The sequence below is a fragment of the Arthrobacter sp. efr-133-TYG-120 genome, from assembly GCF_030209785.1.
In the GTDB taxonomy this organism is placed as follows: Bacteria; Actinomycetota; Actinomycetes; order Actinomycetales; family Micrococcaceae; genus Arthrobacter.
The window spans coordinates 251078-277623 of sequence record NZ_JARVRI010000002.1 but is presented as its reverse complement, the minus strand read 5'-3'; the positions used below and the strand labels follow the sequence as shown (position 1 = coordinate 277623).

Annotated in this window: 18 protein-coding genes; 13 read left to right on the top strand and 5 right to left on the bottom strand. The window is 62.4% G+C overall.

Going from position 1 to position 26546, the window contains the following annotated elements:
* Positions 1-137 precede the first annotated feature (137 nt).
* The 4 genes from QRN51_RS02510 to secA all read left to right on the top strand — a co-directional run bounded on the left by QRN51_RS02510 (position 138) and on the right by secA (position 6053).
* A complete protein-coding gene (locus QRN51_RS02510) occupies positions 138-1016 on the top strand; it encodes a ComF family protein (protein WP_284988480.1) in 879 nt (292 codons plus the stop codon).
* Positions 1017-1174: 158 nt separating this feature from the next.
* Positions 1175-1900: a ribosome hibernation-promoting factor, HPF/YfiA family gene (gene hpf / locus QRN51_RS02505; protein ID WP_284988479.1), complete on the top strand. Its 726-nt coding sequence runs from the start codon at positions 1175-1177 to the stop codon at positions 1898-1900.
* A gap of 32 nt (positions 1901-1932) precedes the next feature.
* On the top strand, positions 1933-3174 hold the full coding sequence (locus QRN51_RS02500) for a winged helix-turn-helix domain-containing protein (protein WP_284988478.1): 1242 nt from the start codon (positions 1933-1935) through the stop codon (positions 3172-3174).
* A 134-nt stretch (positions 3175-3308) separates the two neighbouring features.
* A complete protein-coding gene (secA, locus tag QRN51_RS02495; RefSeq protein WP_284988477.1) occupies positions 3309-6053 on the top strand; it encodes a preprotein translocase subunit SecA in 2745 nt (914 codons plus the stop codon).
* A gap of 141 nt (positions 6054-6194) precedes the next feature.
* On the opposite strand, the gene QRN51_RS02490 is transcribed toward secA, so the two are convergent.
* The gene (locus QRN51_RS02490; protein ID WP_284988476.1) at positions 6195-6707 is read right to left on the bottom strand and encodes an Rv3235 family protein; all 513 of its coding nucleotides are present in this window, start codon (positions 6705-6707) and stop codon (positions 6195-6197) included.
* 46 nt (positions 6708-6753) lie between these two features.
* Positions 6754-7542: a LysM peptidoglycan-binding domain-containing protein gene (locus tag QRN51_RS02485; RefSeq protein ID WP_284988475.1), complete on the bottom strand. Its 789-nt coding sequence runs from the start codon at positions 7540-7542 to the stop codon at positions 6754-6756.
* A gap of 154 nt (positions 7543-7696) precedes the next feature.
* On the opposite strand from QRN51_RS02485, the gene QRN51_RS02480 reads away from it, so the two are divergent.
* Entirely contained in the window at positions 7697-8269 is a 573-nt protein-coding gene (locus QRN51_RS02480; RefSeq protein ID WP_284988474.1) for a hypothetical protein, read from the top strand.
* A gap of 45 nt (positions 8270-8314) precedes the next feature.
* Here QRN51_RS02480 and QRN51_RS02475 read toward each other — a convergent pair whose 3' ends face one another.
* A complete protein-coding gene (locus QRN51_RS02475) occupies positions 8315-8530 on the bottom strand; it encodes a helix-turn-helix domain-containing protein (RefSeq protein ID WP_059387549.1) in 216 nt (71 codons plus the stop codon).
* A gap of 152 nt (positions 8531-8682) precedes the next feature.
* Between QRN51_RS02475 and QRN51_RS02470 the strand changes: the two genes are divergently transcribed.
* From QRN51_RS02470 to QRN51_RS02455, 4 genes are read left to right on the top strand one after another with little or no spacing between them, the layout of a single operon-like run.
* Entirely contained in the window at positions 8683-9327 is a 645-nt protein-coding gene (locus QRN51_RS02470; RefSeq protein ID WP_284988473.1) for an SAF domain-containing protein, read from the top strand.
* On the top strand, positions 9324-10637 hold the full coding sequence (locus tag QRN51_RS02465; RefSeq protein WP_284988472.1) for a CpaE/TadZ family protein: 1314 nt from the start codon (positions 9324-9326) through the stop codon (positions 10635-10637). Before QRN51_RS02470 ends, QRN51_RS02465 begins: the two co-directional genes overlap by 4 nt.
* Positions 10638-10694: 57 nt before the next feature.
* Entirely contained in the window at positions 10695-15548 is a 4854-nt protein-coding gene (locus QRN51_RS02460; protein WP_284988471.1) for an NAD-glutamate dehydrogenase, read from the top strand.
* 30 nt (positions 15549-15578) lie between these two features.
* On the top strand, positions 15579-17048 hold the full coding sequence (locus QRN51_RS02455; protein ID WP_236811889.1) for a sensor histidine kinase: 1470 nt from the start codon (positions 15579-15581) through the stop codon (positions 17046-17048).
* Positions 17049-17178: 130 nt separating this feature from the next.
* Here QRN51_RS02455 and QRN51_RS02450 read toward each other — a convergent pair whose 3' ends face one another.
* Entirely contained in the window at positions 17179-17427 is a 249-nt protein-coding gene (locus QRN51_RS02450) for a WhiB family transcriptional regulator (protein WP_003804966.1), read from the bottom strand.
* Positions 17428-17745: 318 nt separating this feature from the next.
* On the opposite strand from QRN51_RS02450, the gene QRN51_RS02445 reads away from it, so the two are divergent.
* Complete coding sequence (locus tag QRN51_RS02445) at positions 17746-18153, top strand: hypothetical protein (RefSeq protein WP_253257159.1); 408 nt, start codon at positions 17746-17748, stop codon at positions 18151-18153.
* Between the two features lie 24 nt (positions 18154-18177).
* Here the strand turns inward: QRN51_RS02445 and QRN51_RS02440 are convergent, their stop codons facing one another.
* The gene (locus QRN51_RS02440) at positions 18178-22296 is read right to left on the bottom strand and encodes an FtsK/SpoIIIE domain-containing protein (protein WP_284988470.1); all 4119 of its coding nucleotides are present in this window, start codon (positions 22294-22296) and stop codon (positions 18178-18180) included.
* A 212-nt stretch (positions 22297-22508) separates the two neighbouring features.
* On the opposite strand from QRN51_RS02440, the gene glf reads away from it, so the two are divergent.
* The 3 genes from glf to QRN51_RS02425 are packed head-to-tail and all read left to right on the top strand — an operon-like array spanning position 22509 to position 26545.
* Positions 22509-23696: a UDP-galactopyranose mutase gene (gene glf, locus QRN51_RS02435; protein ID WP_284988469.1), complete on the top strand. Its 1188-nt coding sequence runs from the start codon at positions 22509-22511 to the stop codon at positions 23694-23696.
* 14 nt (positions 23697-23710) lie between these two features.
* Complete coding sequence (locus tag QRN51_RS02430) at positions 23711-25675, top strand: glycosyltransferase (protein ID WP_059387567.1); 1965 nt, start codon at positions 23711-23713, stop codon at positions 25673-25675.
* On the top strand, positions 25676-26545 hold the full coding sequence (locus QRN51_RS02425) for an ABC transporter permease (protein WP_059387556.1): 870 nt from the start codon (positions 25676-25678) through the stop codon (positions 26543-26545).
* Position 26546 lies beyond the last annotated feature (1 nt).

The window sequence follows — 26546 nt, the reverse complement described above, 5'->3', positions numbered from 1 at the left end:
CCGCCTCCCTAACCTCGCTTCGCTCGGCCAGGGAACCCTGGCGGCGTGGGCCCACGTTCCGACAACGTCGCCACTTGTTCTCCACATAGCGCGGTTGGGGAGTGCTGTCAGCCGTCGAGGAGCCGGATGCTTGGGGCATGGGTACTGTGGGCCGTTGCCGGGTGCGTGACCCTGACCGCACTGTGGTCCCGAGTGACGACGCACGCCATCGGGGAGTCCATCCTGCACGATTGGCGAGGCTCGCGCAGGGCGTCGGTGAGGCCTTCGTCGAGCTGCTGGCTGTTCTGGCCCCTGTCGAATGTGTGTGCTGTGGTTTCGAAGATTCGGCCCTCTGCGGCACCTGTGCACGGCGCCTGCGGCTGCTATGCGCCCGTCCGTTCCGCGCCGAAGGACAGGCACCGGCTTTGCTCACGGCGGAAGGGGCCGTGATCCTGCCCGTCGTCGCGGGCGGACACTACCGGGACGAACTGGCCCAAGCCCTGCTTTCTTTCAAGCATCTGGGCCAGGGACGGCTCGCCTCCGTACTCGCGCCTGCACTGGGCAAGGCCATCCGGTCTGCCGTTGGAGACGCGGCAGGCGTCTGCCTTATACCTGTTCCCAGCAGTAACGCGGCTTTCCGGCGCCGCGGATTCAGTCCGGTCCATGTCTTGCTTGGCCGCTTGGGACAACGTGGCGCTTTGCCGGGTCTGCACATGACGGATGCCTTGAAGAAGGCGCCCGGACCGGGAAGCGGGCAAAAGGGCTTGGGCCGCGGAGAGCGTGCGCGCCGTGTCCGTGGTTCCATGACCGTTCGCCTGTCCCGCAAAAGGTCATTGGAGGGCAGGGCATGCGTCATCGTCGACGACGTCCTCACTACGGGTGCGACCCTCGCCGAAGCCGCCCGGGCCGTGTCGTCGGCGGGAGGCGTGGTGTGTGGAGCGGTGGTCCTTGCCGCCACCCGGCCGCCGGCCGGCAGCGACCAACCTGCGGACGGGCTGGACACCCAGCCCGCGCCGACTCAAACAAAAAATAAGTGACGAAAGGATGAATTACCAGTGGCGATGAACTAACGTCGGTTATGGGTACCAAGAACAGATGTACCTGTCGATAGCGGCTCGGAAAGGGGCTCGACTGTCCGTCAGATCAGCCCCTAGAAGCGCCCTTATCGTGTCACCTGAGTTGTTTGGAGGGCACCATGGAGTTCATGATCAGCGGCCGTAATCTGACCGTTTCGGATCGCTTCCGCGAGTATGCCGGCGAGAAGATATCAAAGATTGAATCGCTTGGGGACAAGGTCCAGAGGGTCGACGCGAAGGTTTCAAAGGAAACCAACCCGCGCCAGACACCGGGCCAGCTCACGGTCGAAGTGACAGTTCTGGGCCGGGGCCCTGTGATCCGGGCCGAAGCGAGCGCCGCTGACAAGTTTGCCGCCTTTGATCTCGCCTATAGCAAGCTGCTGGAGAGGCTCCGCAGGGCCAAGGACCGCAAGAAGGTCCACCACGGCCGCCACACCCCCAAAGCCGTTCGTGAGGCTACTGCGACGCTCGAGCCGGCCAGCGCGAGCGAACCCATTTACGTAGAGGCAAGCAACCACCAGGAGCCAACGACGCCACCGGAGGAGACCTCGCCCTACGACGTCGACAACGACATTCCGGCCGGTGATTCCCCGGTCCTGATTCGTCGCAAGGTTTTCCCCGCCGCTTCGCTCACCCTTGATGACGCGGTGGACAACATGGAATTGGTGGGCCACAATTTCTACCTGTTCGTGGACAAGGAAACAAACACGCCGTCGGTCGTCTACCGCCGCCGTGGCTGGACATATGGAGTAATCACTCTGGACTCCACATGCGAACCAGGAGACGAACCCGTGGAGGAAAAGATCCACGCTTACCGTTCGAATGACCAAGCCGCCACAGCCTAGCTTGCATTCGTAATTCCCATGAAAGGACTGGCATGGCCGCTTCGCTGAGCCTGTTGCAGGCACGGCGGATTGCATTGGCAGCCCAAGGACTGGACAAGGAACGGCCCACCGGCCCCGTGACTTCGCGGGCGGTGGGCCGCACCTTTGCCCGCCTCCACGTGGTGCAGATCGACTCCGTCAATGTCCTCTCGCGCAGCCACTACCTTCCTTTCTTCTCAAGGCTTGGCAACTACGACCGGAGCATCCTTCATGCGATGGCCGGGCGAAGTCCACGGCGCATGATGGAATACTGGGCGCACGAGGCGAGCTTCATCCGCCCGGAACACTTCCAGGATCTGCTGCTCTGGCAAAACCGCGCATGGGTGGGCGCAGCCCACTTGGAACATGGACTCCGGGAGGACATGGCCAACCGGATCCTCGATACGCTCGCAACCGGGCGCCCCATGACTGCCGCACAATTGACGGCCCACCTAGGGCACCAGGAAGACCGGCAGCACGATAACTGGGGGTGGAACTGGAACCTGGTCAAGAGGGTTTTGGAGCACTTGTTTGAAGAGGGGCTCGTGACGGCCGCGTCGAGGACAGAGCAGTTCGAGCGCCGGTACACGCTGACATCGCGGGTCCTGCCATCGGGATTGCCTGCGGTCATCCCCAGAGCAGGAGCCCTCCCGGACGGCGGCTCCGAGCTGTCGACGGCGGCAATGGACCGACTGATCGACGCGGCAGCCCAGGCCCATGGAATCGGATCAATCCGCTGCTTCGCCGATTACTTCCGGACTCCGGTGAAGGCAGCTGCAGCATCGATCGACAGGCTCGTTGCCGCCGACCGCCTGGAGCCCGTCACGGTGCGTGGTTGGGACCGGGCCTTGTACCGGCACGCGGAGGCCCGTCTTCCCAGGGCCGCCACGGGCCGTGCCCTGCTCAGCCCGTTTGATTCACTGGTCTTTGAGCGTAGAAGGCTCGAGGAGTTGTTCGGCTTCCATTACCGGATCGAGATCTACACGCCTGCGGAGAAACGCAAGTTCGGGTATTACGTGCTGCCCTTCCTCCTCCGGGACGCAGTGGTCGCGCGCGTAGACCTCAAGGCCGACCGCGCAGCCAAGCAGCTTCTGGCGCGTGCCGCCCACGGCGAGCCGGACGCACCGGCGGACACCGCCGTCGAGCTTGCCGCCGAGCTGCGGCTTATGGCGCAGTGGTTGGGGCTCGACGACGTCGTCGTGTCACCGATGGGCGATCTCTCGTCGCCGCTTGCCTCGGCAGTGGCCCGCGGCTGAGGTCATGGGTCTCCGGCGGTGGCCTGCGGGCGCCTTGCGCTCCGCTCTCAGGGAAACGGGGCCGCGTGGCGTTGGTCTCTCCCGTAGACTGAAACCGCCAGAATTCGGCAGCTTGAGACTGGGAGCAACTTTACGTGGCATCACTTATCGAAAAACTTCTCCGCACGGGTGACAAAAAAACCCTGAGGCAACTGCGGACCTACGCCGATTCCATCAACGCCCTCGAAGACTCCTTCAAGACCTTCTCCGATGCCGAATTGCGCGAGGAGACGGACAGGCTGCGCGCCCGCCACGAGGACGGCGAGAAGCTGGACGATCTCTTGCCGGAGGCTTTCGCAGCGGTGCGTGAAGCTTCCTCCCGCACCTTGGGGATGCGCCACTTCGATGTCCAGCTCATGGGTGGGGCCGCCCTCCACCTGGGCAATATCGCCGAAATGAAGACCGGTGAAGGAAAGACCCTTGTGGCCACCGCTCCGGCCTTCCTCAATGCCCTGACAGGCAAGGGCGTGCACGTCGTTACAGTCAACGACTACCTCGCCGAATACCAGTCCGAACTCATGGGCCGTGTCTATCGCTTCCTTGGCCTCAGCAGCGGTTGCATCCTGTCGAACCAGGATCCCGAAGTGCGCCGTCAGATGTACGCGGCAGACATCACCTACGGCACCAACAACGAATTCGGCTTCGACTACTTGCGCGACAACATGGCGTGGGACAAATCCGAGCTTGTGCAGCGCGGCCACAACTACGCGATTGTCGACGAAGTGGACTCCATCCTCATCGACGAAGCCCGTACTCCGCTCATTATTTCCGGTCCTGCCCAGGGTGACACCAACCGCTGGTACAGCGAATTCGCCAAGGTCGTGCAGCGCCTCCAGGCTGAAGTCGACTACGAGGTCGACGAAAAGAAGCGGACGGTCGGTGTTCTCGAAGCCGGCATTGAGAAGGTCGAAGACTACCTCGGTATCCAGAACCTGTACGAATCCGCCAACACCCCGCTCATCGGCTTCCTGAACAACGCCATCAAAGCCAAAGAGCTCTTCAAGCGGGACAAGGACTACGTCATCCTCGACGGCGAAGTCCTCATTGTTGACGAACACACCGGCCGTATCCTCGCCGGACGGCGTTACAACGAAGGCATGCACCAGGCGATCGAGGCCAAGGAAAACGTCGAGATCAAGGCTGAGAACCAGACTCTCGCCACTGTGACCTTGCAGAACTACTTCCGCATGTACTCCAAGCTCTCGGGCATGACCGGCACGGCTGAAACCGAAGCCGCCGAGTTCATGAGCACCTACAAGCTTGGCGTGGTACCCATTCCCACCAACCGGGACATGCAGCGCATCGACCAGTCGGACCTCGTGTACAAGAACGAAATCGTGAAGTTCGAAGCCGTCGTGAAGGACATCGCGGAACGGCACGAGAAGGGCCAACCCGTGCTCGTCGGCACTACCAGTGTTGAGAAGAGCGAATACCTTGCCAAGCTGCTGGCCAAAGAGGGCATCCGGCACGAGGTCCTGAACGCAAAGAACCACGCACGCGAGGCCGCGATTGTCGCGCAAGCGGGACGCAAGGGCGCCGTCACGGTCGCCACCAACATGGCTGGCCGCGGTACTGACATCATGCTGGGCGGAAACGCCGAGTTCACGGCCATCGCCGAACTGGCAAAGCGGGGCCTGGACCCTGAGGAAAACTCCGAGGAGTACGAGGCCGCATGGCCCGAAGCGCTCGAAGCGGCCAAGCAGGCAGTCAAGGACGAGCATGAGGAAGTGCTTGAACTTGGCGGGTTGTATGTGCTGGGCACGGAACGCCACGAATCCCGTCGAATCGACAACCAGCTGCGTGGCCGCTCGGGCCGCCAGGGCGACCCGGGGGAGTCCCGCTTCTACCTCTCGCTGACCGATGACCTCATGAGGCTCTTCAACTCCGGCGCTGCCGAGCGCCTCATGAACAGCTCGGTACCGGACGATGTTGCACTCGAATCCAAGCTCGTGTCCCGCGCGATCGCTTCGGCCCAGGGCCAGGTTGAAGGGCGGAACGCCGAGCAGCGCAAGAACGTCCTCAAGTACGACGACGTCCTGAACCGCCAGCGTGAAGCCATCTATGGCGACCGCCGGAGGATCCTTGAAGGCGACGACCTGCACGAAAAGGTCCAGTTCTTCCTGGAAGACACCATCAATGCCTTGATCGATGCCGCGACGGCAGAGGGAACCGGCGATGACTGGGACTTCCACCAGCTGTGGACCAACCTCAAGACCCTGTACCCGGTAACTGTTACGGCCCAGGACATCATCGACGAAGCCGGCGGGAAGGCGCGGGTGTCCGTTGAATTCCTTAAAAACGAGATCCTTTCGGACGCCCAGCTCGTTTACAAGGAGCGGGAAGAAGCCATTGGCGCCGAGAACATGCGCGAGCTTGAGCGCAGGGTTGTCCTCTCGGTCCTTGGCCGCAAGTGGCAGGAACACCTCTATGAGATGGACTACCTCAAAGAAGGCATTGGCCTGCGCGCGATGGCCCAACGGGATCCCCTGGTCGAGTACCAGCGTGAAGGATTCACGATGTTCCAGGGCATGATGGAAGCCATCCGCGAAGAGAGCGTGGGCTTCCTCTACAACCTGGAAGTGGAAGTAACGCCCGCCGAAGACGTGGTGGTAGTGGATGGCAGCCCTGAAGGCGGTCACGTGGAACATCACGATCCGCAGATCCGCGCGGCCGGCCTCGAAGCCCCGGAAAAGCCTGTTCAGCTGCAGTACACGGCGCCTGGTGAAGACGGCGCGAGCCAGACCCGCGTCGAGGGGAGGGCCTCGGGCCGCTCAGGCAACCCCGCCAAGGCTGCCGCTGATGACAAGCAACGCGGATCCAACAGGAAGAAGCGCCGCTGACACTGCGACTGCCTGACGCATGTAGCTGACGCCCGCAGCCTCCGGACGTTTCCAATAAGCCGATGCCTGCAGCGAAAACGGAGAGGGACCAGAACGCGCGTTCTGGTCCCTCTCCGTTTTCGCGTGCTTTGAACCGGGCCGTCAGCCGATTTCGAGGGCGGTAACCCGCCATGCGCCGTTGATCCCTTCAAGCCTCATGGCTACGGCGCGGGAGCGGAGTTCTTCCGAGACAACCAAGCTGGCCTCGTACACTCCGTCGTTCACCGCGCAGACACGCACGGAACGGACCATTGGACTTCGGTGAAGGCGCCGCCCACCCGGGGCGTTGGCAGCATGGGCTCGCGTCAATGCGGCACGGTGTTGAAGGGCGCTGAGGCATCCGGGATCCAGGGTCCGTGAGAGCTGTTGCGCCGGCCGGGTGCCTGCAAGGACTTCGACCGCGGCTTGGGCGATGCTGCGGGCCAGTGCGCGGATTTCGCCGTCGAGACTGCGGATCTGGGCCGCTTTGCGGGCAGGAGATGGCCCCCCGCCCGACGGCCCGTCCGTTCGGGCTTTCGCACGAGGGGAAGCCATGATCGAACGGGAGGCAATGGGTGGCGAAGCCGCCTGAAGGACTTCATTCGGCACGCTGCGGACGGCTGGTGATGCGCTCATGGACTTCCTCGGTTACGGATCGCTGGTTGGTGGTGGTTGGGCTGGGTCACTGGTTCGGCGGTGGTTGGAGGACCTGACCCGGTAGGAGGAGCCCAGGGTCGTCTCCAATGACATGCCGGTTGGTGGAGTACCACCTCGGCCAGTGGTGGGCAATGTCGACGTCGCTGGCCATTGGGCCCAGCTGCCGGGCGGCAATCGACCACAGTGAATCGCCCTGTTTCACCACCACTTCGCGTTGATTTGGCGAAGCAGGCTGTTCGGCGCCACGCTGCGGCCCGTTACCCAGGAGCCCGGGTGCAGTGGCAGGTGCGCGGGGTTGCCAATGCGGGTTGATCTCCAACGAGCCGGACTCAAACGAGGGAATGGCCGGGAGAGGGGGAGAAGGACTAGGGGAGGGTTTCCATTGGGCAGAGATGCCGCTCGACGAGTTTGAGCCGTTCGCCGGGCTCCACGCTGCTTCAAACTGTGCCGGTGCCGCATTCGCCACGGGGATTCCCGCGAGATTCAGGCCCAGAATTGCAACGGCCAGTCTGCGCATGAACGCAGGGCTGAGTTTGGCGGTGGCGCTCGCGCAGCGGTTCTTTCCCATTTGCTGGAGGAACGCGGCGGCCATTGCCAGGATGAACGTGGCGATCCACCAGGCGCCGATCCCCAGACCGGAGGCAGTTGCGACAAATCCCAGGAGGTCTTCGAACATGGGTGTCTGGAGTCGTCCTGCCGCGGAGTTCCATCGGTCAACCAAGATCAGTCCAGTGACAGCGAGCAAAAGGGCGAGCACCAGGATGGTCACCGCCATTGCAACATCGTTCCGAACGGGCCTGTTCGTCTGTTCCATGGGTTCCCCTTACCCAGTTGATGCAAGTATGTGCAATTTGATGCTATTTAATGATGTTTGAATTATTTTGGTCATAACGAGTGGCATTTGTCTAGGACTAGCTTGTCGATGAAGACAGATTGACCGTCGAGGGATGCCCGCTTACGCTGACGCAATGCGTTGGGATGCTCTGTTTGAAGACATGGAGGCACAGTTGGCCTCTGAGCGATTGCTGGGACTTGAATCGGAAATTTCAGAGCGGGCACGTGTGGAGATCGCCGGAATCAACGTCTCCGACAGGCTGCGTGGCGCGATCGGCCGGAAGATTGATGTGAAGCTCCGATCCGGAACGCACGTGTCAGGGACGCTTAGTCATGTCGGGAGCGAATCGGTGGTTTTGGACGAAGGTCGCCACCAGTGGTTGGTGCCCGTCGCGGCGGCTTTGGCGTATCAGGGCCTGGGTCGGCAGGTCCGGGCTGGCCAATCGAAGGCATCACAGCGGCTTGGCCTGGCCAGCGCACTGCGAATGCTGGCCCGTGACAGGGCGGAACTGGCGGTTCATCTGCTTGAGTTGGCGCAGGAGGAGCGGACGATGCGGGGCGTCATTGATCGCGTGGGCAAGGACCACTTTGATCTCGCGGTTATGTTGCCGGGCGAGGTCCGCCGGTCCGGGAACGTCGTATCTGTGGCAACAATTCCGTTCCAGTCACTTGCCGCGCTGCGTTCATTGCGGGGCCAGGACTTCTAGCCCGGCCGGCTCCCCGCCGTCGTTGTCCTGGGCGCTGGACGGAGATCAGGACGACTTGGATTTGGCCTCTTGGATGATCCTGCTGGCCTCGGCGTAGCGTTCCTCGATGTACTGCTCCAGCATCTTTTCTTCGACGCGCCACTGGCCCCTGCCGCCCACTTGGATGGCCTTGAGCTCACCGCTTCGCACCAGAGCGTATGCCTGCGGCGAGTTGATCTGAAGCTGTTCGGCGACATCAGCGAGGGTGAGGAATCGGGGCATGCATCCATTTTGCCACTGTTCGATCCACTTGCCGCGGTTATCCACAGGTTGACGTAATTTGAGGCATGTGGCTTTCGGAAGGGACCCAGATGCGGTCAGAATAAAGGCCACTGAAGGTCGACGCCGACTAACAAAACAAACGGGGGAGCAGGATGGGTGTAACTACCGCGGCCGCTGCAGTGCGGCTCAGGAAACCGTCATGGAGGGATCCGCGGCTTTTGGTGGGGATTCTCCTGGTCTTGGCATCGCTGGCCGGCGTCATCGCCCTCGTTGGAACCGCGGACCGCACCATTCAGGTCTATGCGGCGCGCGAGTCGATTGCCGTGGGCCAGAAAGTCAGCAAGGACGATCTTGCGGTTGTCAAGGTCCGGCTCGACGACGTTGAGTCCAGCTATGTCACTCTGGCTGGCGGTCTGCCGGAGGGAAGAGTTGCCATCCAGCGAATTGCCAAGAACCAACTCGTCCCGCAGGAAAGCCTGGGCGCCGCCGACTCCTTGGACCGCAAGCCGGTGGCGATCGCGATCCAGGAATCGCTGCCTTCCCAGGCTGTGGCAGGATCCCGCGTCGACGTCTGGGTGGCCCACCCCGATGCGCGCAACAGTTTCGGCACGCCGCAGTTGCTGTTGCCCGGGGCGGAGATCGCCCAGGTCACGGAGGGTTCCTCCACCCTTGGAGCGTCCAAGGAGAAGGTGGTTCTGGTCCTGGTGACCGATGAGCAGATGCCGAACCTTCTTGGTGCGCAGGCAAACAAAGCGAAGATTGCCGTGGTGTGGAATCCGGGCGGTGCCGGCAAGTGAGTATCCCGGTTGTCACAGTCGGGCAATCCCGGGAAGATTTGGTCGGCGGACTCGAACGGCTCCACGGGCCGGTGACGGTGGTGCGTCGGTGTGGTGAACTCGCCGAACTCCTGGCCGCATGCCAAAGCGGTCTCGCCCGCGCCGCAGTCATCGCCGAAGGCGCTGGGGAATTGACGGCGTCGCTGGTCGACCGGCTGGCGGCTGTCGGAGTCTCCATCGTCGCCCTGAGCGACGATCCGGGAGAGGAGGGCCGCCTGCGCAGCATCGGCGTCGTGACGGCGTCGCTCGATGTGGATTCGGCAACGCTGGCGTCGAGGATCTCCGATGCCGTAGGCCAGTTGCCCGGACAAGGAAGACGACGCGCGGAGCCTCGGGATTCCGGGTTTGCGGATACTGCGGCAGAACTCCGTCCCACCGATGCGCCGGAAGAACCGGAACACGTGCCGGCCGGGGCTGGCCGGATCATCGCGGTCTGGGGGCCTACCGGGGCGCCTGGCAGGACTCTTGTGGCGGTCAACCTTGCCGCAGAGTTGGCGGCGGAAGGCAAGTCAGTGATCCTCCTCGATGCAGACAGCTACGGGGCCAGCGTCGCGGCTTCGCTGGGCTTGCTGGACGAATCCGCCGGACTGGCGCAGTCTTGTCGACTGGCGGACCAAGGATTGCTGGATACCGAATCGCTCAAGCGGATCGCCGCGCCGGTCTTCGCCAAAACCACCAGCTTCCGGGTTCTTACCGGCATTACGCGCGCGGACCGGTGGACGGAGCTCCGAGCCGCCGCGCTCTCTTCGGTGCTTGAGCTCTCCAAGGAGATCGCGGACGTCGTCGTAGTCGATGCAGGTTTCTGCCTTGAAGCGGACGAAGAACTCAGCTTCGACACCATGGCCCCTCGACGCAATGCCGCGACCCTCCGCAGTATCGAACTGGCGGACACCGTTTACGCCGTCGGCGCGGCCGATGCCGTTGGCGTTCCGCGACTCGTGCGTGGCCTCGCGGAGCTCGAACAGGCTGTCCCGCACGCGGCTCCCCGAGTGGTTTTGAACAAGGTCCGGGCCGCATCCGCTGGCCGCTCACCCGAACGTGAACTCCGTGAAGCATGGGAGCGGTACGGACCCAATCAAGGCATCGAAGCGTTCCTGCCATCCGATCCTGAAGCCTGCGACGTGGCCCTGTTGTCCGGCTCTGTCCTCTTCGAGGCTGCGCCCGAATCTCCATTGCGGCTCGCCATCGCAAATATGGTATGTGCACCTGTCCAGCAAAATCGCAAATCCTCTGTCATTTATTCCAGAGCAAGGCGTCGTCTAAAGCGTTAGGCTCGCCATGTGGGCTGCAAGGACGCAGCAATTGAGATGTGATGGAGGCGTTTGTCGATGTCGTCAGGATCCAGCGTGGAGGATCGTTCTAAACCTGCAGTAGTCCGGGAGGGATTCTTCGGGGACTACTACGAGCATCTCGCAGAGGAGGACGCGCGCGGGTACGCTGCCGAGCAGTTGACCTCCAGGGCGGCGGCACACCGGGAAGCGGGGCAGAGCCGCAAGCCGGGCACTGCCAACGTCAGGATCGCCAATGAGGGTGACCGCAGCATTCTGTACATCGTCACGGATGACATGCCGTTCCTCGTGGACTCGGTGAACGCCGAACTCGTTCGCCAGAACTGCGCTATCCGGCTCGTCATGCACCCGCTCTTCGTGGTTTCGCGTGACCACCTCACCGGCGACCTGTCCGACATTGCCCGGGTGCCGTCGAACATCGGCATCTCGAGCGGTGACACCGCGGCGATGCCGAACATCGCCCATCTGATCGCCCAAGGTGACAACGTCTCCCACATGGAGTCGTGGATCGCCGTCGAGGTTGACAGGGTGGCCGACGACTTCCAGAAGGAACTCGTGGACGGAATCCACCGCGTCCTGAACGACGTCCGGGCCGCCGTCGAAGACTGGCCCAAAATGCGCACGAAGGCGCTCGAGCTGGCATCGTCCCTGGACAAAGTGGCCCACCCGGAAGACATCGCGGAACTCAGGCAAGCGCAGGACCTGCTGCGTTGGTTGGACAACGGCAACTTCACGTTCCTTGGTTACCGGGAATACGACCTCATCACCGAGAACGGTGAAGACGTACTCGAGTTGCGTGAAGCAAGCGGTTTGGGACTCTTGAGGGCGGGTGACCACCCGCACCAAATCCAGCACCTCACCGATGCCGGACGCCGGAAGGCGCGCGAGAAGCGTGCCTTGGTCATCACCAAAGCCAACTCGCGGTCCACCGTTCACCGCCCTGCGTACCTGGACTACATCGGTGTCAAAAGCTTCGATGTTGCCGGCAACGTCAACGGTGAGCGCCGCTTCATCGGCCTCTTCGCAACGAGCGCGTACACCGGTTCCGTAAGGAACATCCCGATCGTTCGGGAAAAGGTCGACGCCGTGCTCCGCTCGGCCGGTTTCCCCCAGGACTCACACTCTGGCAAAGACCTTGTCGGTATCCTCGAGACCTACCCCCGTGACGAACTCTTCCAGATAGAGACCGAGGACCTGGCAGCAACGGCTTTGGGCATTCAGCGTCTGCAGGAGCGGCGTCGTACGAAGCTCTTCCTGCGCCCGGACATCTATGGGCGATTCATGTCGGCATTGGTCTACCTGCCCCGTGACCGCTACACCACCAACGTCCGGCAGCGAATTGAACAGGAACTCCGCGAGACTTTCGAAGCCGAGAGCATCGACTACGAGGCCCGGATCACGGAGTCCGCACTCTCAAGGGTGTTCTTCCGTATCCGGCTCCCGCGGGAGGCTGAGCTTCGCGATGTCGACGCCGGTGAACTCGAAAAGCGGCTTGTCCGGGCTTCGCGGTCCTGGGCCGAAGGAATTGCGGAGGTGCTCCGCGAGAACACCAGCGGTTTGGATGCCGAGCGGTTGTCCGCCCTGTGGGCAGATGCGTTCCCCGCCGGCTACCGGGTCGACTACGAAGTCGAAGACGCACTCAAGGACATTGAGCGTTTCGAGAAGTATGCCGCCACAACCGACCGCGACGCCGTCGCTGTCCAGGCGGTCCCCGGCGTGCATGTCTACCTGCCCAACGGCGCCGGTGAACTGCTCGAAGAGGATGCCCGCGTCAAGCTCTACCTTTTGGAACCGAAGAGCCTGAGCCAGATCCTGCCCTACTTCCACAATCTTGGCCTTGAGGTTCTCGATGAGCGGCCTTTCGAGATTGAGACTGCCGACCACCGGGACTTCTTCCTCTACGACCTTGGCCTGAAGTACCCCGCCGGTGTCGATCCCGTGGCCACCGGCCAGCTCTTGGCGGACTCCTTCAGCGCCGCCGTGACCGGTGCGGTGGAGTCCGACAGTTTCGACCGGCTCGTCCTCCGGGAAGGTATCCACTGGCGGCAGGTTGTCATGCTCCGCGCCTATGCGAAGTACATGCGCCAGATGGGGAACACCAACTCCTTCGAGTTCATAGCGGATACCCTCCTCGCCAACCCGGAGGTTGCCCGCGGCCTTATTGACCTCTTTGGGGCGCGCTTCGATCCGTCGTCGCCTGACGCCGCGCGTCCGGCCCGCCAGGAGGGCGCCCGCGCCGCACTGGCCGAAGCAATTGACCAGGTGGCAACGCTCGACGCCGACCGGGTCCTGCGGACTTTCGTCAACCTCATCGAGTCGACGCTGCGCACGAACTACTTCCAAGGCAAGTCGTACGTCAGCTTCAAGCTGGATCCGACCACGATCGACGGACTGCCGTTCCCGCGGCCAAAGTACGAGATCTGGGTGTACTCGCCTCGCGTTGAAGGCGTGCACTTGCGCTTCGGCAAGGTGGCCCGTGGCGGTTTGCGGTGGTCGGACCGCCGTGAAGACTTCCGGACCGAGATCCTCGGGCTGGTCAAGGCACAGACCGTCAAGAACGCCGTGATTGTGCCGACCGGTGCCAAGGGCGGATTCTTCGCGAAGCAACTTCCGGATCCGGCACTTGACCGTGCCGCATGGATGGCCGAGGGCATCGAAAGCTACAAGACCTTCATCCGCGGCCTGCTCGACCTCACCGACAACCTCGTGACCACAGCCGACGGCGAGAAGATTGTGCCGCCGTCGGACGTTGTCCGTCAGGATGACGACGATTCGTACCTGGTGGTGGCAGCTGACAAGGGCACCGCTACCTTCTCGGACACCGCGAACGGCCTGGCCGCCGAGTATGGATTCTGGCTGGGGGACGCATTCGCTTCCGGTGGTTCCGTGGGGTACGACCACAAGGCCATGGCTATTACGGCCCGCGGCGCATGGGAGTCGGTCAAGCGCCACTTCAGCGAGCTGGACCTTGACACCCAGAGCGAGGAATTCACCGTGGTTGGCGTCGGTGACATGTCCGGCGACGTGTTCGGCAACGGAATGCTGCTTTCCAAGCACATCCGCCTCCTGGCCGCCTTCGACCACCGCCACATCTTCCTGGACCCGACGCCGGATGCCGCTTCGTCCTTCGGCGAGCGGCAGCGTCTCTTCGAGCTTCCCCGCTCCTCCTGGGACGACTACGACCGCTCGCTCATCAGCGCAGGCGGCGGGGTCTACCCCCGGCAGGCCAAGGTCATCCCGATTTCGCCGGAAGTCCGCCGTGCCCTTGGCCTGCCGGACGGAACGGTTCAGCTGAGTCCGCCTGAACTTCTGCGTGCAATACTCCTGGCTCCGGCCGATCTCCTCTACAACGGCGGGATCGGAACGTACATCAAGGCCAGCACCGAGTCCCACGCCGAGGTGGGAGACAAGGCAAACGACGTCATCCGCGTGAATGGGCGCGAACTCCGCGTCAAGGTCGTGGGCGAAGGCGGCAACCTCGGAATGACGCAGCGCGGACGTATCGAGGCCGCTCTGCAGGGTGTCATCCTCAACACCGACGCAATCGACAACTCTGCCGGCGTCGATTGCTCCGACCATGAAGTCAACATCAAGATCTTCGTCGACCGGATGGTTGCCGCAGGAAAACTGGATGCTTCCGAGCGCACTTCGTTCCTCGCCGACATGACCGACGAGGTCGGGCGCCTTGTGCTCGAAGACAATATCGATCAGAACATCCTCTTGCTCAACGACCGCACTCGCGTCGCCGAATGGAGCCCGAGCTACGAGCGCCTGATGGACTGGCTCGAGAAGTCCGCCGACCTCAAACGGGACCTCGAAGCGCTGCCGACCACCGAGACGCTTCGCGAACGGTTGGAACAGGGCCAGGGCCTGACGTCCCCGGAACTGTCCGTGCTCGCCGCCTACGCCAAGATCGAATTGGGCTCGGCATTGCGGGACAGTGATCTGGCGGATGACCCCTGGTTCCGTAAGACGATCCGCTCCTACTTCCCGAAGCAGCTCCGAGAGCGGTTCGACGCGGAACTGGACACCCATCCCTTGCGCCGCGAAATCATCGCCACCGTGGTGGCCAACGATATGATCAACCTGGGCGGGATCACCTTCGCCTTCCGCACCATGGAGGAGACCTCGGCTACCGAGGTCGCCGTCGCCAAGGCGTTCGTAGCCCTCCGTGAGATCTACGAACTCGAGTCGATGGTGCGGGAGCTCAATGCCCTGCCTGCCTCGTTCCCCACGGAACACTGGAGCACCGTCCACCTCGACATCCGGAGGCTTCTGGACCGTGCCGTTCGCTGGTTGCTGAGCCAGGGCAACGCCTCGAAGCCGATCTCGGAGATCGTCGCGGAATTCAAGCCGATGATGGATCCGATGCGGGCCCGGGTGCTCGACTACTTGCGCGGCAGCGACAAAGAGCGCGTTACCGGCTGGCTCGAAAAGGCGCGCTCGTGGGGACTTCCCGACACGCTCGCCCATCGCTGGGCCGAGCTGTTCGAGAGCTTCGTGCTCCTGGACATCGCCAAGATCACGCACAGCCGCGACGCCCGTGTGGAAGAGGTCAGCCACGTCTACTACACGGTATTCGACCGCTTCCACGTCGATTCATTGCTGGAGCGAATTACCGCGCTCCCGCGCGATGACCGCTGGCAGGCTCTTGCCCGTGCAGCCCTGCGCGACGACCTCTACTCGACCGTAGCGGACATGACGACATCGGTGCTCGAATCGACCGACGCCGACCTCGACGCCGAGGCCCGTTTGCGGGCCTGGGAAGGCATCAATGCCGAGCAATTGGGCCGCGCGAAGAGCATGTTCGACGAGGTCAACGCGCTGGAGGCCGACGACATGGCTTCTCTGTCGGTAGCATTGAGGCTCTTGAGGTCAATCGTTCGACGCTAGGGACAAGCCCGGGCGTTATATGGAGGTGCAGTGGCAATCTTTACAGACCCCATCAGGGAGCACGCTGATTTCGGGCCTGGAGATGCCGAATGGCTGCACCTCCTGGTCGGCGACTGGCAGATGGTCGCCGACCTGGCGTTCGCGGACTTGGCCCTATGGTTTCCGCATCCTGAATTCGGTTACATCGCGCTTGCTCACGTGAGGCCGTCGACGAGCCACACGGTGTTTCATGCGGACTTCGTCGGGGAAGGCATCCGCTCGGATCTGCGACCGATAGTCGACAAAGCGTGGTCCAGCCGTTCCATCGAACGCTCCAGCGAAACGAGCTGGAGCAGCGAGATGGCCTTGCGCGTCGAGGCGGTTCCCATGGTCAGGAACGGACGGACCCTTGCCGTCGTCACGTCGCATATGGACCTTTCCAGTTCGCGGATGCCTTCCCGCCTGGAGCTCACCTATCGGCAATGCGCCTACGATCTGCTCCGGATGGGAACGCTGGGACTCTGGCCGGATTTCGCTTCACCGACGGGTTCCCGCCGTGGCGCTCCCCGCGTGGGTGACGGCCTGATAAGGCTCGACGCCGACGGGATCGTCCAGTATGCGAGTCCAAACGGTGTCTCCGCCTTCCGTCGCCTCGGCGAGGTGGAAACCTTGGAAGGACGGTCCCTTGCGGAAGTAACCGCAGGACTCCTCAAGGACCGGCGGATGGTGGACGAGACATTGCCGCTGGTCGTCACGGGTCGGATGCCCTGGAGGAGCGAGATCGAGTCCCGCGGTGTCAGCTTGTCGTTGCGCGCGATTCCGTTGCGTGACGAGAAGCATCGCTTCGGAGCCTTGGTGCTGTGCCGCGACGTGTCCGAACTGCGACGCCGTGAGCTCGAGCTGGTGACCAAGGACGCGACAATTCGTGAAATCCACCACCGCGTCAAAAACAACCTGCAGACGGTGGCGGCTTTGCTGCGCATGCAGTCGCGACGGATGGTCAGCGATGAGGCGAAGCAAGGCCTGGAGCAGGCAATGCGGCGAGTGGCGACGATTGCCTTGGTTCACGAGACACTTTCGCAAGGCCTCACGCAGAGCGTTGATTTCGATGAACTCATTGGACGCCAGTTCCGGCTCTCCGCAGAAGTAGCGTCCCCTTCGCAGCACGTCCGGACCGAGCGCGCGGGCCTGTTCGGCGAGTTGCCGAGCGACTTTGCCACGCCCCTTGCTCTTGTCATCAATGAGCTCGTGACGAATGCGGTGGAGCACGGCCTTGAAGGACGGGCCGGAACGGTTTGGCTCATGGCCGATCGGTCCACGGGGGAGCGCGGCGATGAACTCCTCACGGTGACGATCGCCGATGATGGCGTCGGGCTGCCCGAGGGGTCATACACGGAAGGTCTAGGCCTTCAGATTGTGCGGACGCTCGTCACGAGCGAATTGGGTGGCAGCATCCAGTGGCGGCCGCGCGACGGCGGCGGCACCGCCGTCGAGATCGTCCTGAACCTCGTCCGGAGCTGACGCCGTCCGCTGGCGACGCGCTCTGTCTCTGACCGCGGTCAGAAATGCGAAGATGGCCCGGACTTATCAGTCCGGGCCATCTTCGTGTGTTCTCTTTGCCTCAGGCGTTGTGTTTTGCGGGCCGAGTCGCTTAGGAAGCGCGGCGGGCGCGGGCGGCGCGGCGCTTGAGTGCACGTCGCTCGTCCTCGCTCATTCCGCCCCAGACGCCAGCGTCCTGACCCGACTCAAGGGCCCACTGAAGGCATGTGTCCACGACGGGACAGCGGCGGCAGACACTCTTCGCTTCCTCGATCTGGAGAAGCGCAGGGCCGGTGTTGCCTACGGGGAAGAAAAGCTCCGGGTCCTTGTCAAGGCAGGCTGCGCGGTTACGCCAATCCATGCTGATCAGTCACTCCATTCGTGAGTACTAGTTAAGCCTTTTGTGAAAATATTCACGAGAGGCTTCATAGGAAAGGGGACCCATTGGGCCCCCTTGGTCGTCTGAGTCAAGCGTGTCATGTTAACGCCATGTAAACAAGGGGTTCAAGCGTTTGAAACCGTGAGCGATGCATCACATTGGATACCGGCCTACTCACAGGTATTCGACTATGTCCGGTAGTGTGCCAGTGTGTCAAGACCCCCTCTGAACCCCCACCATCACCCAGCAGCGCCCGGCGACGACGGCCAGGGGACCAGCCGCGATAACTTAGGCCGGGCAATCGGCGGAGGACCGCGTCCTGCAGGAATCGTTGTTATTTCGATTGTGGTTGTGCTGGAAGCCCTCGCACTATTGATCGCCGGGGCGCTGTATATATACGAGCTCGTGACAGGGGCTCCGGTGGCCTCATTCTGGGGAGCCGTATTTACTTTGGGCCTTCTGCTGGCCTTTTCTGCATTGTTGTTTGCTGTGGGACACTTCCTGTTCCGTGGCTACCGTTGGACCCGGGCACCGGCGTTGGTTGCCCAGCTGTTCGCCCTGACCATCGGGTTTCCCACCATGACCGGAGGCCTGGTTCTCGCCGGCCTGGCCATGGTGGTGCCGGCTTTGGCCGCGATCGTCTTTTTGTTCGACAAGCGGGTGGTTGCCTTTGCTTCCCGGGCGGGCGGATCCCGCGCCGCCCTCTAGCTGTTTTCGCTTTGGTACGGCTTCCTAACCCGGAGCGGCGATCTGGAGGGAGCGTGTTCGTCCATTCTCAATGAGGACAGCACGACCCGGTGGCGGCGCTTGTTCGGCGGCGATGCGCACGCCGAAGAAATCCGCAGCGGCAGGCGGCGCATTGCCAAGGAGAAGTCCGGTTCCGTGGTTTCCGGCCAGGGAAGCAAGCGGCGTCCGCTGCATGAGGGCTGGGCTTCCCGCAGTCGCCACGACTGAGAAGCCCATGCCGGGAAGTTCAGCCAGGAGGACAGCGGTTTCCCTGCTGAGGCGATCGACGTCGTCCACGAGGGGGATGACTTCTGCTCCCACGAGCCTGCGGCGCGCATCCCGGTGGAATGCAGCCCAACCGGCATCAGGATCGGTCCCTTCGGGTGGCGCCCACCAATGATGGCCTGGATTGAGCATGGCCAACGCGGTGAGCAACGAGGACTTGCCGGAACCGGGAGTGCCAAGGGCGAGGAGGACGCCTGGGCGCGGCAGTGTGATCCAAGCAGGTTCGTGTTCGTCCCCTCCAACCCCGAGGAGTACCGACCCCTGCGCACGAGCGCGGGAGAGGGAAGCGGTTTCGGTTCGGCTATGGGCAGCGAGATCCGAAGCCCGGATGAACTGCGGCAGGGGATCCACCCGGAATGGGCGCCGTGCGGGCTCCGGGGGCGCGCCGTACGGCCAGGCCACGCCTGGAGGGGGCGCCACGAGCTGCGCGACTGCCTTGTCGACGTCAAGCAGGTTGCCACTCACGACCGCCCGGCCTGTCATAGGCTTCATAGCCACGAAACGGGGCCACGCCAAGCGCCCTTCTTCCGTTGTCCCGGTGGGAAAGTAGGCGCGGTTGGGGATTGACGCGAACATGCGTGACGCTGTCAGTTCGCGATCGCCGGTGACAAGAACAGCCACTCCTGCCTTTGGTCCATCGCGGACGATCGCATGAACAACGTCTTCTGCCCAGGCCAGCGCTCCGGCGCGCAACTCGGAGACCCACGAACCCCAGTTCGAGATAACCAGCAGAAGCGGGACCTGCCCGGCGGTTCCCGGGGATTGCCGCGACGACATCTCAGCCGCGAGCCTCTCCAGGATGCGGACTCCCCTCCTGCTGTCGGTGGAGGAGGCGACGGCCGCCACTCGTCCCTGGGCTGCCACGTCGGTGTACGAACCGTCCCCGTCGAGGATATAGAGATGGAGTTCCTCGGCACTTCCAACAAGCTGCGCCGCTGCCGCCTTACAGGTATCGTCGACTCCACTCCCAGGAGGACCAACGAGTCCAAGATTCCCGTGGACGAGCGGAGTCCAGTACAAGCCGGCAACTCGTTGTTGCGCCGGCAAGTCTGCCAAGCCAAGGTAGGCTGTCGGCCCTGCCGGCGATCCGCTTGCCGCGCGCTTTCCCGTGATTGCCGCTATGCCGGGGGAATCGTGAAAGGGAACGGATTCTGGAAGCGGATGTGCAACGGGTCTCCGGGGTGCTGAACGCCCGCGGACGTCCCAAACCTGGTTGATCGCCTTAATAATGGAACGGGCGGCTTCTGCTGGCGTCGCGATCGCCCCCTGAGTCGCTGCGTCGGCTGTTTCAGACCAACCGCCGAAGCGGAGCGACCCCGTTGTCGGCAATGCAACGGCCTTTGTGAGCGCCGGGGCCTTTTCGCTGCCCGCAAGAGTTGCCGACTGAAAGGGCTCGGCATCCTCCCCTCCGCGAACCATATATGCCCGGCCAGGTCGAGACACCGGAATCGATGCCGCCGCCGGTGAGTTGATGATGTCCCGGGATTCCATTTCTGATTGGACGCGAAGGGCAATGCTGGTAGTCACGTTGGCCCGGATGTCCGCACTCAGGGCACCCTGTGGACGTTGTGTAGCCATGATCAAGTGAATGCCCAGAGACCGTCCTACCGTGGCGATCCGCATCAATTCGGCCAAGGCATCGGGGGCGTCTTCAATGAGCATCCTGAATTCGTCGATTACAAGTACAAGACGGGGCAGTATTGGAAACCGGCTCCTTCGTCCCGACTCGCCCTCGCCCCCGGTTCCGCCGGCTTTGGCCCAATATGCAGGCAAATCAGGGACCCCGGCCTTCGAAAGGGTCGCTTCCCGCATCCGAACCTCGGCCCGGAGGGAGGAGAGGGTACGTTCGAGCTCGTGTTCGCTGAGGTCCGTCAGCATTCCGACGCATTGCGGAAGGTCGAGCAACGGCCCGAGGCCCGAACCTCCCTTGAAATCAACAAATAGGAAGTTGACCCTGTCCGGGCTGTGGGTCAGCGAGATTGCGGACACTATCGTGCGCAGAAGCTCTGACTTTCCCGATCCCGTAGTTCCAGCAACGAGGAGATGCGGGCCGTCTGAAACCAGGTCGAACGACCGGGGTCCGTCGGTTCCTTGACCGATGACCGCAGACAGCCCTCCGCGTACTGAAGAAGTGCTCCAGCGGTCCGCGATGCTTGAAGGCTCTGGCGGAAGCAATTCGGCAAGTTGGCAACTAGAGGGGACAAGCGGCGCCCCTTCTGCCGCCGAGCCGGGCAATCTCGCCAATGACCGACAGTAGCGGTCGAAGACAAGGTGCGGTACAAGGTCAGGGTCAAATTCCGTTTCCGATAGACACGAGCGGAGGATTGCGCCATTGCTCCACAGTTCGACCGCGCAACTGCTTTCGTCCCCGCCTGCGGAACGTTGGAAGACTCTCCATCCGGACTCGATCGCCGCCGCCCGGAGTGGGCCGATGGTGGGATCACGTTCGGGCCCCACCAGAAACAGTGCTCCCGGTCTGTCCGCGGGCGCGGAAAGAACAGTTGCGGCTGAAGAGGAGTCCGTGGTCAAGGTGACGCGGGGGAGGAACCGGGCACTTGACGGCAAGTGGGTCATCGCTCCGTGTATGAGGACGGGGACGTTGCTTGCGCCCGGAAAGGCGGCCAGTTGCATGAGTAGGAATCTGAACATTCCTTGCACCTTGGCTTCGGGTCCCGAGAGGGAAACGGTTTGCATGGAGGGATCCAGAACTACCGGAACCGGGCCTAAATGCGGTGGCTGAAAGCCCGGGTCCGCGGGATCGAGCGCAACGCGGGCATTCTGCGGACTGGTGCCGAGCCGGAGCCAGACATCGCGGCAGCCCGCCGTTCCTTGCGTTGCGCCCGAGGCTTGCTCCGTACGGGCTCCCTTAACCGTGCCGGTTCCTTGCGTTGTGCTGGTTCTTGGCGGTGTCCATTGCCTTCGTCCGTGTTCCGTGGGGAGGCAGGCTGCTGAGCTGACGGCAAAGGCGAGCTCAGCGGCGGATGGTGAACACCGCCGTCGTCTGGCCCGATCCTGTTCGACGGCCGCCGCGATCGCGGCAGCCAGAAGGCGGCGCTCGCGTTTTCCCGAAATTGCCGGGACAAGAATCGCGATGGCCGAAATTGCGGTGAATCCGAGGAACATCCACATGCCGGTGGCGAGTGCCATTCCGACTCCCAGCAGGACCGGGAGCCCGGCCGTGAGGAGAAGTTGCGTTCGGTTGCCGGCATCATGGCGCCGGGTAACCAGGATCGGCTCGGCGACGCCCAGGCCTGCGGTCCCCAGCGCCTCCGCTCCGTGCTCATCGTCGCCGAAGACTATTGACATGACCGAGCCACCACATCGAATCCTGGAAGCGGTTGAGAGGTGGGCGGAGCGGACTTTGCGTCCATCCACCACTGTTCCGTTCGCGCTCCCCGTGTCGCTTATGGTGACGGCTGTTTCGGAGATCGTGAGGACGGCGTGAACCCGGGAAACATCGGGATCCGGGAGGCAGATATCAGCGTTGCTCCGGCCAATCGTGTAAGTGCCCCGTTCCAACGGTATGACCAGGCCCGCGGCTGGTCCGGCATGCACCAGCAAGGACAACGCTGCCGGACTCCGATTGCCGTCACGGGTGTCCCGCCCCTCCTGACCGGCCCCGTCCACCAACACAGCTCCCGAGATGAGCGGCGCCGAACCAACGGTGAGGCCGCCGAGGGGCAGTCCATCGACCGCAAGTTTTCCGGTTCCGAACTCAGCCGCGACTGCGGCCTCGACGACGGCGCCGGGTGTGCCGTTTCCTGCGGCCATGGTCAGTTCGATGGGCTCACTTTGCCGTAACGCCCCCGGGGCCCGGACAAGGGTGCAATGGAATGTCATTGTGTCCGCTCCTTCGGTTCGCGCGTCTGCTGTTCTCCCACGATATTTGTGCTGAGCACCGGGTGTTCATGGGCAGTTGGCCTATGTGGAAAACGTGGCACTCGTTCGCCCGGGAAGGGGCCGGCTCGAAAACCGGGCGCGCCATCTCGGGTAGGCTTGACCTGCAGCCAATGCACACCATTGGGCTGCCCATATTCGAACCAGGAGATTTTGTGACCGCTGACCTCGTCATTGTCGGGTCGGGCTTTTTTGGCCTGACAATCGCAGAACAGGCAGCCACCGAGCTGGGCTTGAAGGTTGTTGTCATCGACCGCCGGCACCACGTCGGAGGCAACGCATACAGCGAAATGGAAGAGCAAACGGGCATCGAGGTGCACCGGTATGGTGCGCATCTGTTCCACACCTCGAATGAACGGGTTTGGGAATACGTCAACCGGTTCACTACCTTCACCAATTACGTGCACAAGGTGTACGGCGTCCACAAGGGCGAGGTCTACTCCCTGCCCATCAACCTGGCAACGATCAACCAGTTCTTCAGGGCCAACCTGAAGCCCGGCGAGGCGCGGGCACTCATTCAGGAGCAGGCTGGCGAACTTGCCGGAACCGATCCGCAGAACCTCAACGACAAGGGCATCCAGCTGATCGGCCGTCCACTCTACGAGGCCTTCATCAAGCACTACACCGGCAAGCAGTGGCAGACGGACCCCAAGGACCTGCCGGCAGGGATCATTTCCCGGCTTCCCGTCCGCTACAACTACGACAACCGCTACTTCAACGACAAGTACGAGGGCCTTCCGACCAACGGATACACCGCGTGGGTCGAGAAGATGGCCGAGCATCCGAACATCGAAGTGCGGCTGAACACGGACTTCTTCGACAACTCCCATGAGTATAAGAAAGACAAGGTTGTCGGCAAGATTCCCGTCGTCTACACGGGCCCGGTGGACCGCTACTTTGACTTCGTCGCCGGAGACCTGTCCTGGCGCACCATCGATTTCGAAGAGGAAGTCCTGGACATGGGCGACTTCCAGGGGACCTCCGTTGTGAACTACAACGACGACGACGTCCCGTTCACCAGGATCATCGAGCCGCGGCATTTCCACCCCGAGCGCGAATACCAGACGGAGAAGACCGTGATCATGCGTGAGTTCTCTCGATTCGCGGAAAAGGGCGACGAACCGTACTACCCGGTCAACACGGCACTCGACAGGGAGAAGCTGCTCAAGTACCGGGATTTGGCGGCGGCGGAAGAGAATGTACTCTTCGGCGGGCGTCTTGGCACCTACAAGTACCTCGATATGCACATGGCCATCGGTTCGGCGCTGTCGATGTTTGAAAACAGGATTCGTCCGCACTTCGAAAGCGGCGCGGCAATTGAAAGCGGAGGAGTAGACGCGTGAGCAGCGAAATCAAGATGCAAGTATTGCAGCGGGTTATCCTGCCCGCTGATGACCAGCTGGACACCACGGCGTTGTACGTCGACGCCGGACCAGCGAACGGTATCCGCCTCCGCGAGAACGACGAATTCGCCAGGAACCCCAAGTCGACCGAGGAGAAACTTCACTTCGTCAGTTCGGGCGGCGAAGAGGTCCATTTTGAAGACGTCCTCTCCAGGAGTTCCGTAAGGCTCCGCGCGGGAGAGCAGCTTTCCTTCGGAACGTACTTCAACGCGTTTCCCGCGAGCTACTGGCGCCGCTGGACGGACCTTCAAATGGTCCGCCTCGTTGTCCGTACAACGGGCCACGGTACAGTCACGGTCTACAAGTCGAACGCGCGGGGCACTCTCCAGCGTGTTGATGGTGCGAGGGTCGAGGGCGCCGCTGTCACCGAATTCGAACTCTCCCTCAAGCCCTTCGGCGACGGCGGGTGGTACTGGTTCGATCTGGCCTCCAGCCGTGAGGAACTGACGCTCGATTCAGCGGAATGGCAAGGCGCGGAGCGCGAGGGCAACCCCGGCAAGGTGACCCTCGAGATCACCACCATGAACAAGCCGGACTTCTGCCTGAACAACGCCAGGATCCTCTCGGAGCATCCCGAGGTGCTGGAACACGTCCAGGAAATCCTCATCGTGGACCAAGGAACCCAAAAGGTTGCCGAGCAGCCAGGCTTTGCCGAAGTGAAGTCCGCCCTCGGTGACAAGCTGCGGATCATCAACCAAGCCAATCTCGGCGGCTCGGGTGGCTTCTCCCGCGGCATGTATGAGGCCGTGGAGAACGGCAGCGACTACGCGCTCCTGTTGGACGACGACGTCGTGATCGAACCGGAGAGTATCGCGCGCCTGCTGACCTTCTCGGACCATTGCCGGAAGCCGACTATCGTCGGCGGCCACATGTTCGACCTCTACAGCCGCAGCGTTCTCCACACCTTTGGTGAAGTGGTGGACCCCTATCGATTCGTGCCGGCCATGCCCCATGCGGACATGGAGATGAGGCACGACTTCAGCGTTGCGAACCTTCGGCAGACGCCGTGGCTGCACCGGCGCGTCGACGTCGACTACAACGGCTGGTGGCTGTGCATGATCCCGACGGAAATCATCCGCGAGATCGGGCTGTCGCTTCCCGTCTTTATCAAGTGGGACGACGCCGAATACGGACTTCGCGCCCGTGAAGCCGGTTTTGCCACGGTTTCCTTGCCCGGCGCGGCCGTCTGGCATGTCTCCTGGATCGACAAGGACGACCTGGTCGGATGGCAAGCCTATTTCCATGGCCGGAACCGCCTGATCACCACGCTCATCTACAGCCCCTATAAGAAGGGTGGCCGCGTTATCCGGGAGTCGTTCCAAGCCGATGTAAAGCACTTGGTTTCGATGCAGTACTTCACCGAACATTCACGCCTCGATGCCCTCAAGGATCTCTTCCTCGGGCCCGCGCATCTGCACGGCAATCTCGCCACGAAGCTCGGCGAGATCAATGCGTTGAAGTCCGACTATCCCGACGCGGAGATGCGCGAGAACGTCGATGATTTTCCAGCCCCGGCATTGGGCCGCGGACCCTCCGGTCTCAATCCCATTGGACTTCCCAACAAGAAGGACCTCGTTAAATGGGGTGTCACCACGGTTGCCCGCCAGTTGGTGAAGAAGCCGGCCGCGGAATCGGCAGAGCGGCCGCAGGGCTTCCTGGCACACCGGGACAACAGATGGTTCCGCTTGGCGCACTATGACAGCGTTGTGGTTTCGAACGCCGATGGCACCGCGGCTTCCTGGTACAAACGCGATCCTGACAAGCTCAAGTCCATGCTGGCGGAAGCAGGAAAGCTCCACGCCAATCTCTACCGCCAGTGGGAGGAGCTCTCGGAGCAGTACCGCAAGGCCCTGCCGGAGATCACCTCCATGGAAGCTTGGAAGAAGACGTTTGGCTTGGCCGACGAGGAAGGCCACTAGATGGCACAGCCCGTGACCGACTTGGTCCAACCGGGCCGCGGCCGCGGCATCGTCGACGTCTACAAACACAAGTTCCTGCTGCAATTACTGGTGCGCAAGGAGATCAAGATCCGCTATCGCGGCTCCGTCTTGGGACTCCTGTGGTCCTACGTGAAGCCGCTGATGCAGTTCTTGATCTACTTCGTCGCTCTCGGCGTCTTCCTCGACATGCAGCGCGGAACCCCCAACTACGCGATCTATCTGTTTGCTGGAATTGTGCTGGTCAATTTCTTCACGGAGTCGCTGGGCAACGCGACCCGTTCGATTGTGGACAACCGAGACCTTATCCGTAAGATCTACCTGCCCCGGGAGCTGTTCCCCGTCTCGACCGTGTGGGTTTCCGCAGCCCATTTGCTTCCCCAGGTAGTGGTCTTGCTCGGAGCCTGCCTCTTGACCGGTTGGAGTCCCTCGGTCTGGCAATTGCTGGCAGTCGTCGGGGCGTTTGTGCTGACAGCGATTCTTTCCACCGGCCTTGGCCTCCTTTTCGGTGCCGCCAACGTCTACTTCCGCGACTCCGAGAACATCGTGGATATGATCCTCATGATCGTCACGTGGGCCTCACCGGTCCTTTACGTGTGGCCGATGGTGCAGCGCGTCATGGGTCCCTGGTTCTTTTTGTACCAGCTGAATCCGGTCACAGTCGCCGTCGAAATCTTCCACTGGGCATTTTGGTCCCCGACGCTGAGCGCTGCGCAATCCGGGTCGATTTCCATGCCGCCCGACTTGCTCACCGTCTGGTTCCCCTCTGCCTTTGGCGTCGCTGCACTCGTCCTCGTGATCGGCCAGCTCGTCTTCATGAAGTTGTCTGTCCACTTTGCCCAGGAGCTCTGAA

What these genes read in the sequence shown, in the direction of transcription:
- QRN51_RS02510 (WP_284988480.1), top strand. Translation starts at nt 138, where the DNA reads ATGGGTACTGTGGGCCGTTGCCGGGTGCGTGACCCTGACCGCACTGTG.
- hpf (WP_284988479.1), top strand. Translation starts at nt 1,175, where the DNA reads ATGGAGTTCATGATCAGCGGCCGTAATCTGACCGTTTCGGATCGCTTC.
- QRN51_RS02500 (WP_284988478.1), top strand. Translation starts at nt 1,933, where the DNA reads ATGGCCGCTTCGCTGAGCCTGTTGCAGGCACGGCGGATTGCATTGGCA.
- QRN51_RS02490 (WP_284988476.1), bottom strand. Translation starts at nt 6,707, where the DNA reads ATGAGCGCATCACCAGCCGTCCGCAGCGTGCCGAATGAAGTCCTTCAG.
- QRN51_RS02485 (WP_284988475.1), bottom strand. Translation starts at nt 7,542, where the DNA reads ATGGAACAGACGAACAGGCCCGTTCGGAACGATGTTGCAATGGCGGTG.
- QRN51_RS02480 (WP_284988474.1), top strand. Translation starts at nt 7,697, where the DNA reads ATGCGTTGGGATGCTCTGTTTGAAGACATGGAGGCACAGTTGGCCTCT.
- QRN51_RS02475 (WP_059387549.1), bottom strand. Translation starts at nt 8,530, where the DNA reads ATGCCCCGATTCCTCACCCTCGCTGATGTCGCCGAACAGCTTCAGATC.
- QRN51_RS02470 (WP_284988473.1), top strand. Translation starts at nt 8,683, where the DNA reads ATGGGTGTAACTACCGCGGCCGCTGCAGTGCGGCTCAGGAAACCGTCA.
- QRN51_RS02460 (WP_284988471.1), top strand. Translation starts at nt 10,695, where the DNA reads ATGTCGTCAGGATCCAGCGTGGAGGATCGTTCTAAACCTGCAGTAGTC.
- QRN51_RS02450 (WP_003804966.1), bottom strand. Translation starts at nt 17,427, where the DNA reads ATGGATTGGCGTAACCGCGCAGCCTGCCTTGACAAGGACCCGGAGCTT.
- QRN51_RS02440 (WP_284988470.1), bottom strand. Translation starts at nt 22,296, where the DNA reads ATGACATTCCATTGCACCCTTGTCCGGGCCCCGGGGGCGTTACGGCAA.
- QRN51_RS02430 (WP_059387567.1), top strand. Translation starts at nt 23,711, where the DNA reads ATGCAAGTATTGCAGCGGGTTATCCTGCCCGCTGATGACCAGCTGGAC.
- QRN51_RS02425 (WP_059387556.1), top strand. Translation starts at nt 25,676, where the DNA reads ATGGCACAGCCCGTGACCGACTTGGTCCAACCGGGCCGCGGCCGCGGC.